Raw genomic sequence first — 14,676 nt, 5'->3', positions numbered from 1 at the left:
CTTTCACCCATGTGTGATTTCTCGTCGTTCCTCCTCGAAATGACTGTAATTTTTCATAATATTGTTAGTCAAATTTTAAACCGAAATGACTGCGGAAATTGCCTCTCAAATAGTACTGGAACACTATGGGTTTACCGTTAAAGCTTCGGCCCTACAAGGCGATGAGGACGAAAACTTTAAAGTGGTTTCAGAAAACGGCAACACATATCTTTTAAAGGTTGCCGTTACTGAAACAGATGACCGTTTTTTACAATTTCAAACAGCGGTTTTGGAGCATTTGGCTTCTAAAAAAACAAGCTGTCAATTTTCCGAAATACTCTTAAACAAGGAAGGGAAGCCATTAACTTCAGCTATCATTTCCGAAGAGAAAAGAACAGCACGTTTGCTTACGTGGCTTCCCGGAAGGCTTTGGGCCCATGTAAACCCAAAAACCTCAAAACTGCGATTTAGTTTAGGGGAAAAGGCCGGCGAAATCACAACAGCATTACAGAATTTTCAACATCCCCAAGCCAATAGATCGTTTGACTGGAATTTGGCCGATGCGCTTTGGACCGAAAAATACACCGACCTTTTTAAGGATATTGAAAAGGATATGGTCTCGTTTTTTCAGGAGCGGTTTCAGGAAATTCAACTGGTTTATCAATCCCTTCCGAAGAGCGTGGTGCATAACGATGTGAACGACCATAACATCATCGTTTCATCTAATTTAAAAAACCCTGAGGTTACCGGGATTATTGACTTTGGGGATGCCGTTTATACCCAAACCATAAACGATTTGGCCATCACGATTGCCTATGCCATTATGAATACGCCAGATCCATTGGCAGCAGCCGTGGAAATCGTTCAAGGCTACCATTCAAAATACAAGCTTTCCGAAAAAGAATTGGAATGCCTCTATACACTTGTTGGTATGCGCTTGGTAATAACGGTTACAAAAGCGGCCTTGCGAAGGGCAGATGTTTCCCAAAATGTATATCATTTTATCAGTGAACACGATGCGTGGCAATTGTTGAAACATTGGTATGGTACGTATGAGAGCTTTGTGTTGTATAATTTCAGAAATGCCTGCGATTATACACCACACCCAAAAGAATACGAATTTAAAGAGTGGGTTGTAAATAATAAAATATCGTTGAACACGCTTTTTCCTTCTTTGAAGTTTAAGAATGTTACCCATGTCGATATGAGTATTGGCAGTACGTGGTTAGGGAATAAAGAAGAGTACAGCGATACCGATATCACCGCATATAAACTGAAACAAATTGAAGCAGAAAACCCTGAAAGCATTTTAGCGAATGGATATATGGAAGTCCGTCCTTTTTACACCACCAAAGCCTTTAGAATGGACGGTAACAACGGCCCGCAATACCGAACAGTACACTTGGGCACCGACTTTTGGGTCGCTGCCAAAACACCGCTCCACGCCGCGTATGACGGAAAAGTGGTCATCCTTCACCACAATAACTACTTAAAAGACTATGGTCCTTTAATGGTTTTGGAACACGAATTTGAAGGTAATCCATTTTACACCCTGTACGGTCATTTAACACTTTCTTCGTTGGAGTTGACCAAAATTGGCCAAGAAGTCAAACAAGGCGAATTGATAGGCTATATTGGCGATGCTTCGGAAAACGGAATTTGGACACCACACCTTCATTTTCAAGTGATGCTCGATTTGCTGGGAAACACCGAAAATTTTCCAGGTGTGGCTTTTCCTTCGGAACAACAGGTTTGGAAAAGCATTTGTCAAAACCCCGGTCTGTTGTTTACCGAAGAAACACAAGATACACCAGAGAAAATCTCAGATGAAGAAATCATTGATTTCAGAAAAGAGCATTTAGGAAAAAGCTTGAGTCTTTCCTATTCTGAACCCTTACATATTGTAAGAGGTGAAGGCGTATATTTAATAGATTCCGACGGAAAAAAATACATCGATACCGCTAATAATGTAAATCACGTAGGGCATCAACACCCCAAAGTAGTAGCGGCCGGGCAACAACAAATGGCAGTGTTGAATACCAATACGCGCTATTTGCACAAAGAAATAATAAATTATGCTGAAGCATTACTGAAAAAGCTACCCAAGGAACTTTCGGTGCTTCATTTCGTCAATTCCGGTAGTGAGGCCAATGAACTTGCGTTACGCATGGCAAAAACAGTAACCGGACAGGAAAATATGTTGGCCATCGAAGTTGGGTACCACGGCAACACCAATGCGGTTATGGACGTGAGCTCTTATAAATTTGATGGTAAAGGCGGCTTTCCACAACCTGCAAACACCCATATTTTACCATTGCCCGATATCTTTCGAGGAAAACACTGTGGCAAAAACGCTGGAACAGAATATGCTAATTATGCCACAAGGCATATTGAGCATTTAAGGGGAATGGATAAAGGTATCGCTGGTTTTATAGGAGAATCGATGATAAGTTGCGGCGGACAGATTGTTCCGCCCAAAAATTACTTTAAGAAAGTATATAAAACGGTTCGGGAAGCTGGAGGAATTTGCATTGCCGATGAGGTACAAACAGGTTTTGGCCGGATGGGAAAAACATTCTGGGCTTTTGAATTGTTCGACGTGGTGCCCGATATTGTAACGATGGGCAAACCGGCGGGTAACGGGCATCCACTGGCAGTGGTAGCGTGTACAAAAGAAATATCGGAGAAATTCCATACTGGGATGGAGTTTTTCAATACGTTTGGCGGCAATCCCGTTTCATGTGCCATCGGGCGAACAGTGTTGGAAGTAATTGAAGAAGAAAACCTGCAACAAAATGCCTTGGAAACTGGCGCATTTTTAAAATCCGGATTGCTTCAGCTTCAAAAAGAATCCCCGATCATTGGCGATGTTAGGGGGGAAGGCCTTTTTTTAGGGTTTGAACTCACAGACAACAATAAAAATCCCTTGGCCGAACACGCTGCGTACCTTTCTGACCGAATGAAAACTTTGGGCGTTTTAATGAGCACCGATGGTCCCGACTACAATGTATTAAAAATAAAACCTCCCGTGGTTTTTAACAAGGAGCACGCCCAAGAGCTTATTGATAAGTTGCGGATTGTTTTTGGAGAAGATTTTATGAAAGCTTATTAGTTGTTATAATTTCTTTATCAACTCCGTAAACAAAGTAATCATATCGGGCTCGGCTTTTGCTGCCATGGCCAGAATATCAGCAATATCAACCGGGTTTAAATTATCTGGGTCACATTCGTCTGTCAACACCGAAACGGCCGAAACGGGCAACCCCAAATGGTTGGCAACAATAATTTCAGGAACGGTGCTCATCCCTACGGCATCGGCACCGATAATTTTTAAATAGCGGTACTCGGCACGGGTTTCCAGTTGTGGTCCCACCACACTGGCATAGACGCCTTTGTGAATACTGATGTTTTTTTCTGAAGCGATTTGCTCTATCAGGCTGTTCATTTCAGCATCATAAGGTGCGCTCATATCGACAAAGCGTTCGCCCATTTTTTCAATACCGCGAACGGCCAATGGCGAACTTCCTTGCAGGTTAATATGATCATCGATCAGCATAATTTCCCCTTTTTTGAAGTTGAGGTTCACTGCTCCAGAAGCATTGCTAATTAGCAGTTTTTTAATGCCCAACTCGTGCATTACCCGCACGGGAAAGGTAACATCCTGCAACGAGTAGCCTTCGTAAATATGAAAACGGCCTTGCATGACCATCACTTTTTTGCCGCCCAACATCCCGAAAATGAGTTTCCCTTTATGAAATTCTACGGTAGCAGTCGGGAAATTGGGAATGTGATTGTAACTAACTTCGCTTTGTACTTCAACATCTTCTAACAATTTGCCGAGGCCAGTGCCGAGAATAATGCCAATTTCAGGTTTGTCAAATCCTTTATCCTTTAAATAGTCGGCAGATTCTTTTATATATTCAAACATAATTTACTTTTAAAATTAAAAATCAGTGTCGAGATAATCGGGTAAAAACTCTTGAAAAGCCTCATTGTCTCTAATATCACCATAAAAATCGACATCGTTTCGTTCTTCCAGTTTTTTTACGGTTTCATTTTTTAAATCGTCAAGCGTGGCTTGCAATACCGAATCCTTTCCCCATTCTTTTTTACTGAAAATGGCTTGGTTGGGTTGCTTCATGCCCAGAAGATAATAACCGCCATCTTTGGCAGGGCCAATTACATAGTCGTGGTCTTTTAATGCCGTAAAAGCATTGTTGAGGTCTTCCGTGGTCAAATCGTACATATCGCTGCCAATGATGATGGCTTGGTCATAACCAAGCGAAAAAACTTCAGTAAACGCATTGTACATACGAATGCCTAAGTCGTCACCTTGTTGTAATTTTTTACTGTAAGTATTGTTGTCCCAACTGTCTTCTTTTTGAATGCCTTCACTATAATATACAAACTTATCTGCTTGTACATTTGCTGTGATCTCTGCCGTGTGTTGCACTAAAAATTTATAGATTTTTAAAGCAGATTCGTCACCCACACTGGTGGCCAAACGTGTTTTTACCTTTCCCAGCTCTGGATTTCGGGTAAAAATAATAAGTGCTTTTTTTGAAGTGGGAAAATGAAAATCTTTGGCCAAGTCTTCATCGCCGCCAACGTTATTTTTTGTGAATAAACCCATTGGACTCTATTTAATGATTTTAAAATTATTTATAGTAATATAACCTGTGCTGCTTTCTTTCAAATAAGGCTGCTTACAAGTTATTGTTTATTGAGTTATTAGGTTAGTTAGAGACAATCCAATAACACAATAACTTAGTAACTCAGTAACTTTATATAGTTTCAATACTTTTCACCCTTTACTATTTTGATTTACATTAGTTATTTAATAATTATAGGCCCTTTGTCCAGCCATTTGCTCCAGTTTTTCGAAAAACCGTGGATGCTGTCTGTTTCTTTCCCTTGATTGTTTACAGTTGGATAGTCCTTGTTTTTCCACTCAAAAATACCACCGTAGAGGTTTTCTATGTTGGTATATCCGGCTTTTTTCAGTTTTTCTGAAATTTCTTCAGAACGGATCCCCAACGAACAATACACCACAATGGGAGTATTTTTATTAGGAATTCTATTGGCAACCGAATCAATCGAAAATTTTGAAAACCCTACATATTTTGCTGAAGCAATATGGCTTACATTGTATTCTTTTTGTTCCCTAGCATCCAGAATCACTACAGAATCGTTCATTTGCTTCATACGAAGTTCTTCCACCGAAATATAAGGAATGCTACGGGTGTTGTACTGCTGTAAAAGGTCTTCCAATGACCGTTGTTGTGAAAATCCGCTTATGGAAATTAAGAGCAGGAAAAAATAAAGTAAATGCTTCATATTGTTTGGGACGTTAAAATTACATAATATCAAATTGCTTGCCCGTTGTTTTGATGTTAAAATGCTATGAATTACAGTTGAACGCCAAACCCTTGCAATCCGCTTTCTACTGGAGGTAAAATTTCAGTATTGTCCCAAATTCCGGTAATGATCGTTCGGGCGTATTCTTCGGGCAATAAGCCATTGCGCATGAGGTTGCTGGTTAATTTGTGGTTATAATCCATAGTACGGTGTGTAATCGATGGTTTTCCGTCAGTATCATCCAAAATGGCGTACCAAACCTGCGGGTTCCCATCATTTGCGGGCATACCGATAACCCCAGGGTTTATCCATGTTTTTTTGTTTTCGGTTTGATGAAACGGCAATCCACAATGTCCGGCGATAATTATATCGCTATTTGAGGCTTCAAAATTGGGCTGTTTTACCTTCCAAGGTGTTGATTTAAAGATGAATTCTGAAATATTAAACCACGAACCATGAACAACCGTTGTCTTTTTTCCGGCGTGCGTAAACCGAATATGGTCGGGTAATTCTTTTATAAAATCCAATGAGCTTTTTGAAAGTTTACTTTGCGCATACGGGTACCACAATTGCGAAAACCCATCGCAGCGAGATCCTTTTTTAAAATCGCAACCACAGTCTTCAGCACCTTCCCGCAATTGTATTTCTACGTTCCCGGCAATACTTTTGGCGCCCCATAACTTAAATAGTTGAACAGTTTCTTCAGGTTGCGCACAGTACCCCACAATATCTCCCGTACAAATGCAATTTTCAGGCGGGATATTGTTTTTTTCGGCAATGTTTTTCAGTTTTTCAAGCGCTTGCAAATTGCTGTAAACGCCGCCAAAAAGCAGCACTTTGCCTTGTATGTTTATATGTTCTATTTTTTTATCCATGTAGGTGTCAAATATAAAATGAAACAGCTTAAAATGCCCCAAACGTTCACCCAAAGTAAGTCGGCATATTTTCCTTTGGTAAAAATAAGTTGTTGCGGGAAAAGTTCAAAAACCAATAAAAAACCAAAGACCAATCCGCAAATAACACTTAAATAAAAACTGATTTTAGGTGCTGGAAGTTTCCAGAACAAGAATACGGGCGTCAAGCCGATGACCATAGTGCCCGAAATGGTGGTAGCCGATAATATTTCAGCATTTAAAAACACGGGAATTGTGCCTAAAATGGCAATTGCTGCCATAGATGCTCTTCCGAAGGTAAGGTCGATGCCCATTTTTAAATCGACTGCCAATAGTTTTGAAAAGGATGAAAACGTAGAATCCAATGTGGAAGCGGCCGAGGTGATCATGATAAAATTTATGACCAATAATATCACGACGCCAAATGCCTTGCCTACTTCAACCGCTGCTTGTCCTTTCATTCCTTGCGATTGGGCATACACGCCAATAACGCTAAACAGTACAATACAAATCCCGCCCAATAAACTGGCCCATAAAAAACTACGCCGCGTCACTTTTGGCGAACTTAAAAAAGCCCGGTCGGTCAATACCGGATCGTGAAACGGATAGCTGAACGATTGAATAATGGCGGCAAAAAATAAATTCAGACCTAGTTCAAATGTCCAAGAGCCGGATGTTGCTACTTCTTGAACTGTAAAATCTTCCGTAGAAAAAATAGCCCCTAAAATAACAACAAGTAAAATGGCAAAAAGCCCCATTTGAATCACATCGGTAAAAATCGAACTGCTCAACCCGCCTTTTATGGCATACGCCAAGGTCAAGGTGGTAAAAACTAAAATTGCCCAATAATACGGTGTGCTGCCTTGGTCGCCAAAATAAGTTCCAATTACAATGGTATTGCTCCACACTTCGTTAAAAAGCCGAATGGCAATCAAAATAGAGAACAAAGCCATCGCTCCTTTGCCAAAACGGTTGGTTAAAAAATCGTGGATGCTTTTAAACCCTCCTTGAACCCTAAGTTGGTAAATTAAAACCCCGGCAACGGCAAATGACAGGTAATAACCGGCATAGGCGACACCCCCAACAATACCAAAATCCAACCCCAGATTTGCTGCATTGGTAATGCTTTTGGCAAAAATCCAAGAGATAATCAAGCTTCCCGTTAACCATAATGCAGAGGGTGCTTTTTTGCGGTGGGTCGCCTTAAAAAATTGGTCGGTGGATTTTGCCAAAGGCGATAGAAAAAACAGTATCAAACTCGATACGATTATCAGTCCCCATTGCCAGATTGTTACGTTCATAATCTTTTCTTTAGACCTACAAGGTTTTAAAAACCTTGCAGGATATTCTTAAAAGTCCTCTCTGCCTTGGCGGCAGGCAAGCCCAACCCCCTTTGTTGTTTTTAAGAGTCCCCACCCCTAACCCCTCCCCAAAAGGGAGGGGAACTGATGAATAATTTCTATTTTTAAAGTGGGGACTATTCGTCCCACCAAACCGGTACGTTAATACTATTGCCATCGGTGGCGTTGGCTGCTTCTTGGTAATTTTCGGCATTCAACGCTTCTTCTTCAGCTGGGTAGGGCATCCGTATTGGGATAATCCCATTGTTTAAGCTGGCGGCTACGGGTTTAAATTCGGGGAAACCGGTGCGTCGCCATTCTACCCAGCCTTCATAGCCGTTAATGATATTGGCAATCCATTTTTGCGTGATAATTTGTTGCATTGGTGTGGTCCCTGCTGCATCATAAGCCGCCGATCCTGTTAAATAATCTGTGGGCATTTCTGTTTGCCAATATTCAAAAGCTAGAGTTACACCCGTTTCGTATAACGTCTGTGCATCTGCTGAAATGAGTCCGCGTTCAGCAGCTTCAGCTAAATTGAAATAGGTTTCCCAAGCTGTTAAAAAGTTGGCGTCCAATGTGGACGTATCTTCCCGAAAAGCAGTGCCTGCCAAGGAATAATCTGCCAGTTCAATAGAAGTGTTTGAGGCGTCAATTCCATTGATCAATCCATTGAATTCCCCCGCATCTGAATTTTCAAACGGACGAAAAAATCCGCCAATTCGATCATCATTAAGCTCTTTTAAAATATCCTCCATCGTTTCAGAAAGCACAAAATTATTGAAATCGCCTATCCGAAGTTGCGCCAACCGGAAACTATTGGGGTCGGTATTCGTAAAGTTGAAAATAGCATTTTGATCGTTCGTTTTTAAATAATTTCCTTCATTGTAAATAGTTTGCAATTCTGAAGAAACATCTACTTTTCCCGAAATACGGAGCAACTGTTTTATCTTTAAGGAGTTGGCAAAGGTGATCCAGCTCTCTAAATTTCCATCGAATAAAATATCGCCTTCTAACGGAATCACATCTTCATACCCTTCAATCGCTGCAATCCCTTTGTTGAGGTTATCAATAATTCCACCTTCAGCTAAATAAATATCTTCTTGTTTATCGTATTTGGGGGTTACGGTGCCATTTACGCCATTAAATGCTTCAGAATAGGGGACATCGCCAAATAAATCGGTCAGGCCTGCTGCCATATAGGCTTTTAAAATCAAGGCTGGACCTTCGTAAACGGCGAAGGTTTCAATGGTTTGGGATTGCTCGATTATTATCTGGTTATCCCGAAGGTTGGTGTAAAAAATAGGCCAAGGATTTCCACCCAATTGTGGTGACTTTAAGGCGTGGCGATCAAATAAATTAAAATCCAATGCAGTGCGGTGCTGCGACAATAAATCGCCAGCCACAAAACCTTCGTAACTCATTTGCTCGCCATAATCGTAAATTACCTGTCTGAGCAATAATGAAGGCTGTACCGAATTAGGAGCATTGGGATTGGTGTTGATTTCTTTAAAATCTTTGGTACATCCACTTGCAACAAGCAAACAGATACAGCTGAATATATAGAGTGTGTTTTTCATGGTTTTCATCTTAAAAATTAATTCCGGCTTTAAAACCGATACTTCTCGTGGTGGCGTAGCTCATGTCTTCAACGCCGCTTACAAAACCGTTTCCTTGAACGGCCAGTTGCTCGGGATCAAAATGCGGGATTTCTGAAACCGCAAAAATATTCCTTCCAATAATGTTAAAATTTACCTTTCCGCCTTCGGTCAGACCTAAAAAGCCTTTTTTCAATTCAAAACTATATCCAATGGAAAATTGGCGAAGCTTTAAGTACGATGCATCATACACGTTGTTTTCTTCATGATTCCGGTCGTAAAACTGGCGGTAATAACTTTCTGCCGAAATAGCCGTGGTGTTGGCTACGTATTCTGGATTTGCTTCAGTGCCAATATTCACAACACCGTCGGCAATGATGCCTGCTTCCGGGCGTGGGGTGGTTTCTGCCAATTGACCGCCTACTGTTGCCAATGCACGGGTTCGGGAAACCAATTCGCCGCCTTGTCGCCAATCGAACAAAAAACCAAGGCTCCAGTTTTTATATTGAAAATCGTTGTTCCAGCCCAACATAAAATCTGGGGTATAATTCCCTATTTTTTTGAGATTGTTATCGGCAATATAGTTGCCGTTTTCATCGATGATAAAGTCGCCGTTTTCATTTTTCGTGTAGCCTGTTCCGTAGATGTCGCCCACTTCGCCACCTTCTTCCACTTGAAACCAAACCGTTTGGTTGGCACTGTCGTAAATTCGGCTAAAAGCCAGTGTTAACCGACCGTCACTTTGCGGAAGGGCTTCTACCACCGCTTTATTTGTGCTGAAATTGAAAGTCGTGTTCCAGCGGAAACCGGCTGTTTTAATTGGTGTAATTCCAGTTATGATTTCGAGCCCTTGGTTTCGTACTTTTCCGCCGTTTATGACTTGTTGGTTGTAACCTGAGGAAATACCAATGGGCAACGAAATAATTTGGTCTTCCGTTAAGGTATTGTAATAGGTGAGATCAAAATTCAAGCGATCCTTGAAAAACCGAAGGTCGGCACCAAATTCAAACGAGGTGGTCTGTTCCGGTCTTAAGTTTGAATTCGGGATAAAATTTTGATCGCTAAAGGTAGGTTGTCCTAAATATGGTGTTTGCGAAACAAAAGCTCCCGAGGTTTGATACGGTGCCGTGTCGTTACCAACTTGGGCAACACTGGCCCGTAGTTTTGCAAATGAAAATACGTCAGGCAACTTTGTTACATTTGAAAGAATAAAACTTGCTGAGGCCGATGGATAAAAAAATGAGGTACCATCTACCGAAAAAGGCGTTGCCAGCGCACTGGACCAATCGTTTCGGCCGGTTAGGTCTAAATACAAAAAGTTTTTATAGCCCAGTTTTGCAATTCCGTAGAACGAATTAATGCGTTTTTTGCTTTCAAACTGAAATACTTCAATGGGCGATGCGGCGTTATTGAGGTTGAAAATACCGGGCTGCGCCAAGTTTACCGTTTGCGATTGCTTGGTAGTAGCCGTTTGATCCAGCCGATTTCCCCCTGCGGAAATATCCAGCGAAATATCACCAAAAATAGTGTTGTAGTTAATCAAGAAGTCTGTGTTCACTTCCCTAAATAGTACATCGTGTTCGGCATAGCCGCCATTTTTAAACCGGTTGCTACTAAAGGCACGTCTAAATTGGCGTTTTTCAGAAGCGTAATCCATTCCCGAACGAAGCGAAACACTTAAATGCTTCGTCAAATATTGTGTTACAGAGATATTACCGAAGACACGATCGCGCACAAACGAGTTTCTGTTTTCCAATAAGGTAAAATAGGGATTGTCAAAATAGGTGTAATTAAACGAATACTGCTGCACGCCTTCCAGTCCTGGCTGCCAATAATCGCGCATATTTTGGATGTTCAACGAACGTGGTCCCCACGCTACCAAGGCATAGTTTACATTTTCACTTCCGTAACCATTGGATGGGCGGTTGTCACTCCCTGAATTTACATAACTTACAGAGGCGTTAAATTTAGTTTTATCGGTGGGCTTAAAAGCAAGCTTTGTAGCCACGGTTTGCCGATCTAAATTTACACCGGGAATAATCCCTTCGCTACGCAAATCGGTAAAGGACAAACGGTAACTGCCTGTGGAGAAACCATTGGAAACCGATGCGTTGTTAATAGTGGTAACCCCAGTTCGGTAAAAATCTTTCAAATTATCTGGATGCGACACAAAAGGTGTTGGCGTTATGGGCAAACCACTGTACAGCGAAGTGTCACCGCCACGAACCACCGTGCCATCGGGCAGCGTAACCGGACTGTCGTATTGCGGAATCAAGTTACCAACATCCAGTCGTGGGCCCCAAGAATAACTAATAAGGTCGTTTGTGCCGCCACCTAGTCCATCTACGTAGGCGAATTCACCACCATTACCTTGTCCATATTCGTTCTGAAATTCAGGAAGTTTAAAAGGCGTTTCCACAAAAAGCGACGTATTAATACTAACACCTAATCCTTTAGCTTTGCTACCGTCTTTGGTTTCAATAACAATAACTCCGTTTGAGGCACGTGTTCCATATAAAGCAGCAGCACTAGGACCTTTTAATACCGTAACAGATTCAATATCGTCAGGGTTTACTTCCATCGCGCCATTACCAAAATCTATTTCTTGAAATCCCGAGGCGGCCTCGTTGGTAAAATTAAAGACCGTTTCGTTGTTAATGGGTGTTCCATCGACTATAAACAGTGGGTTGTTGTTTGAAAAAGAAGATTCGCCCCGAATGGTGATTTTTGAAGACGAACCCACGCCCGTTGCTCCTTGCGACACGGTAACCCCGGCCAATTTTCCGGAAAGATTGTCCAAAAAATTGACGGCCTTTACTTCGTTAATACCTTCAGAATCCAACGTTTGTACCGTGTAGCCTAATTTCTTTGTTTCCCGTTTTAATCCCAATGCAGTGACGACCACCTCGTCTAAATTTGTTGTGGATTCTTTTAATCGAATTGAAAACTCTGTGGCATCACCAACAGATACTGTTTGAGTGCTATATCCTATGGAAGAAAAAGTCAACATAGCTTCGTTGGTTGAAATTTCAATCGTGAATTTTCCGGTTTTATCGGTGGTTGTGGCTTCCCCATTGCTGGAAATCACATTTACAAACGGGATAGTCATGCCATTTGCGGCATCTGTCACGGTGCCAGTAACAGTTATTTGAGAATAGCTTATTGCGGTCCTAAAAAGCAATAAGCATATATATAATTGCTTCATAAATTTGTGTTGGTTGGTAAGTAAATATGTGCTTTGCTGAAAAATTTCAGCAATCGAGAGTGGAATGTCTAAAAAGTGCTTGCTATCTGTTCGAGCCCTTCGGTTTCACTCAGGATAAACTAAAGTCGAGGATTGCAAATTGTCTATAATCATGAAGGTTTCGACTGCGCTCAACCAGACACGTTAAACAACTTTACTTTTCAGATATTCTGTTATAAAGCAATACTGGGCGAGCCTTTGTTGAAAGGTGTTTTTTGAAGTGTTTTTTGAAAAGGTAAGGGCGTTACCTCAAATAAAATCTTTTCAGAAATAAGAAGGTTGGAAAGTAATTTTTTTAATGAATAAGAAAGTCTCCTGAAACTGTTCAGAATAATTTCAACATCGGAAACCGAGTCGATATCCGTCAATGTTTCCAGCCATTCTATTTGAATGTTTTTTGAACGGAACAACAGTGTGATCTTTCGGTTTAAATTGGAAGTCTGCCACGGAAGTTTCAGAAATAGTGTGCTATCAAAATGTGATTTGCGCAACCCCATCATATAATAACCGCCATCCTTTGAAGGCCCTAAAACAATAGGGTTCTCTTGTAGTTTTTTAGCGGTTTCAACAATGTGGCGGGTTTGTAAATGCGGTGTATCGTTTCCGAGGGTTATAATCCTGTCAAAACCTTTGTTGTAAATCGATTGAATGGCATTGACGTAGCGTTCGCCAAAAGTGTTTCCAGTTTGCTCTTTTTCAGAAAAACAAAAATAGGGAAGGCCGGTTTTTTTAACCTTAGCGAGGGTCTGCTTATTAAGTGTGCCAAACAAATCCGCCGATTTCCGAAAGGGTTTTGCAATCCTTTCTTGCTGAGCCGAATTGGCGAAAATTAATATTGCAGTATTGTTGTTCATAGATTAGTCGGCAACAGAACCTTGGCAGCTACTGCCGGCACCGGCGGTACAGCCGTAGCAATGTTGCGAAATGATGATGTTTCGGTCGTTCAATACGTCTTCGTTGTATTCTGAAATATGCTTTACGTCGCTATCAACCTTTAATTCCAGCATTTGGTTAAAATCGCAATCGTATAGCCAACCGTCCCAACTAATGGAAATGGTATTGGTGCACATCACGTTTTTAACGGCGGCAGGGTTGTAGGCTTCGACCAATTGGTACATATATTCCTCATAGTTTTCCGAAGCAATTAAAAAATCCAGAAAACGGGCAATGGGCAAATTGGTGATGGCAAAAAGGTCGTGGAAATGAATCCCGAAATCTTCCAGTAACGCTTTTTTAAAATCTTTTTTCATATTTTCTTGATTGGTCGGTAAAAAAGCACCACTTGGGTTGTACACCAAGTCCAATCGAAGATCGCTATCCGGCATTCCGTATCCGATGGCGTTCAATTCCTGCAAGGCTTTTATAGACATATCGAAAACACCTTCACCACGTTGTTTATCGGTCTTTCCACGCGTCCAGTGTGGCATGGAGCTAATCACGTGCACATTGTGCTTTTTAAAAAACTGCGGTAGGTCGTAATACTTTTTATTCGCCCGGATTATGGTCAGGTTGCTTCGTACTATAAAATCTTCAATCCCTGCTTTGCTGGCTTCTTCTACAAACCATCTAAAATTCGGGTTCATCTCTGGGGCACCTCCGGTAAGATCGACTGTGTGGGCACCGGTGTTTTTTATAACTTCCAAACATTGTTTCATAGTCTCGACGGTCATGATTTCCTTTCGGTCGGGACCAGCATCTACGTGACAGTGATCGCAAGTTTGGTTACACATATACCCTAAATTAATCTGGAGGATTTCCAGTTTTTTTGGTTTCATCGGGAATTGCCCGGTTTCTTCAATTTTTTCAGCAAATGTGGGCAACTCGCCATTGGCAAAAATTCCGTTTGAGAGAATTTCAAGCTGTTTGTTGGATTGTGCGAGTTCGCTATTCCGTTTATGTAGGGATTGTGTTTTGAGTTTGGTCATAGATTATCCGTCGAGTTTGTTTACTTTGTTCATCATCATCACGCCGTGTACCAAGGTAGCCCCGCTTTTAATAGCCGCTCCTGCGTGAATGGCTTCCATCATTTCTTCTTTGGTAACACCGCGTTGTAAGGCATCTTTTGTGTAGGCATCAATGCAATATGGGCATTGTTCGGTGTGGGCCACGGCCAATGCGATTAGCGATTTTTCACGGGCTGTGAGCTTGCCCTCTTCGAAGACTTTTCCGTAGTAATCAAAAAATTTCTCTCCTAATTCTTCACTCCATTCAGTGATCTTTCCAAATTTACGAAGGTCTTTAGGGTCATAATAATCTGCCATGGT

11 protein-coding genes are annotated in these 14,676 nt (G+C 41.4%); 1 reads left to right on the top strand and 10 read right to left on the bottom strand.

What is annotated here, in order from left to right:
• Positions 1 to 85: 85 nt before the first annotated feature.
• Positions 86 to 3,091 carry an aminotransferase class III-fold pyridoxal phosphate-dependent enzyme gene (locus DDV96_RS02180; RefSeq protein ID WP_116693084.1) on the top strand — a complete coding sequence of 1,002 codons (3,006 nt, stop codon included), beginning with the start codon at positions 86 to 88 and terminating at the stop codon, positions 3,089 to 3,091.
• Between the two features lie 3 nt (positions 3,092 to 3,094).
• Here the strand turns inward: DDV96_RS02180 and DDV96_RS02175 are convergent, their stop codons facing one another.
• From DDV96_RS02175 to DDV96_RS02130, 10 genes are all read right to left on the bottom strand, one after another.
• Positions 3,095 to 3,907 (bottom strand): purine-nucleoside phosphorylase, encoded by an 813-nt coding sequence (locus DDV96_RS02175; RefSeq protein ID WP_116693083.1) that lies wholly within the window; start codon positions 3,905 to 3,907, stop codon positions 3,095 to 3,097.
• A gap of 15 nt (positions 3,908 to 3,922) precedes the next feature.
• Complete coding sequence (locus DDV96_RS02170; RefSeq protein ID WP_116693082.1) at positions 3,923 to 4,612, bottom strand: TIGR04282 family arsenosugar biosynthesis glycosyltransferase; 690 nt, start codon at positions 4,610 to 4,612, stop codon at positions 3,923 to 3,925.
• Positions 4,613 to 4,812: 200 nt separating this feature from the next.
• The gene (locus DDV96_RS02165; RefSeq protein ID WP_116693081.1) at positions 4,813 to 5,316 is read right to left on the bottom strand and encodes a rhodanese-like domain-containing protein; all 504 of its coding nucleotides are present in this window, start codon (positions 5,314 to 5,316) and stop codon (positions 4,813 to 4,815) included.
• Positions 5,317 to 5,387: 71 nt separating this feature from the next.
• Positions 5,388 to 6,212 carry a metallophosphoesterase family protein gene (locus DDV96_RS02160; RefSeq protein WP_116693080.1) on the bottom strand — a complete coding sequence of 275 codons (825 nt, stop codon included), beginning with the start codon at positions 6,210 to 6,212 and terminating at the stop codon, positions 5,388 to 5,390.
• Positions 6,197 to 7,531 carry an SLC5/6 family protein gene (locus DDV96_RS02155; protein WP_116693079.1) on the bottom strand — a complete coding sequence of 445 codons (1,335 nt, stop codon included), beginning with the start codon at positions 7,529 to 7,531 and terminating at the stop codon, positions 6,197 to 6,199. The genes DDV96_RS02160 and DDV96_RS02155 overlap by 16 nt, the downstream gene beginning before the upstream one ends.
• Positions 7,532 to 7,707: 176 nt before the next feature.
• On the bottom strand, positions 7,708 to 9,150 hold the full coding sequence (locus tag DDV96_RS02150; RefSeq protein WP_116693202.1) for a SusD/RagB family nutrient-binding outer membrane lipoprotein: 1,443 nt from the start codon (positions 9,148 to 9,150) through the stop codon (positions 7,708 to 7,710).
• Positions 9,151 to 9,160: 10 nt separating this feature from the next.
• On the bottom strand, positions 9,161 to 12,373 hold the full coding sequence (locus tag DDV96_RS02145) for a SusC/RagA family TonB-linked outer membrane protein (RefSeq protein WP_116693078.1): 3,213 nt from the start codon (positions 12,371 to 12,373) through the stop codon (positions 9,161 to 9,163).
• 212 nt (positions 12,374 to 12,585) lie between these two features.
• On the bottom strand, positions 12,586 to 13,266 hold the full coding sequence (locus DDV96_RS02140; protein WP_116693077.1) for a TIGR04282 family arsenosugar biosynthesis glycosyltransferase: 681 nt from the start codon (positions 13,264 to 13,266) through the stop codon (positions 12,586 to 12,588).
• Positions 13,267 to 13,269: 3 nt separating this feature from the next.
• Positions 13,270 to 14,337 (bottom strand): arsenosugar biosynthesis radical SAM (seleno)protein ArsS, encoded by a 1,068-nt coding sequence (gene arsS, locus DDV96_RS02135; RefSeq protein WP_116693076.1) that lies wholly within the window; start codon positions 14,335 to 14,337, stop codon positions 13,270 to 13,272.
• A gap of 3 nt (positions 14,338 to 14,340) precedes the next feature.
• Entirely contained in the window at positions 14,341 to 14,673 is a 333-nt protein-coding gene (locus DDV96_RS02130) for an arsenosugar biosynthesis-associated peroxidase-like protein (RefSeq protein WP_116693075.1), read from the bottom strand.
• Positions 14,674 to 14,676 lie beyond the last annotated feature (3 nt).

This window comes from Marixanthomonas spongiae (assembly GCF_003095375.1).
GTDB lineage: Bacteria > Bacteroidota > Bacteroidia > Flavobacteriales > Flavobacteriaceae > Marixanthomonas > Marixanthomonas spongiae.
The sequence above is the reverse complement of the archived record's forward strand: the minus strand, read 5'-3'. Positions and strand labels throughout refer to the sequence as shown.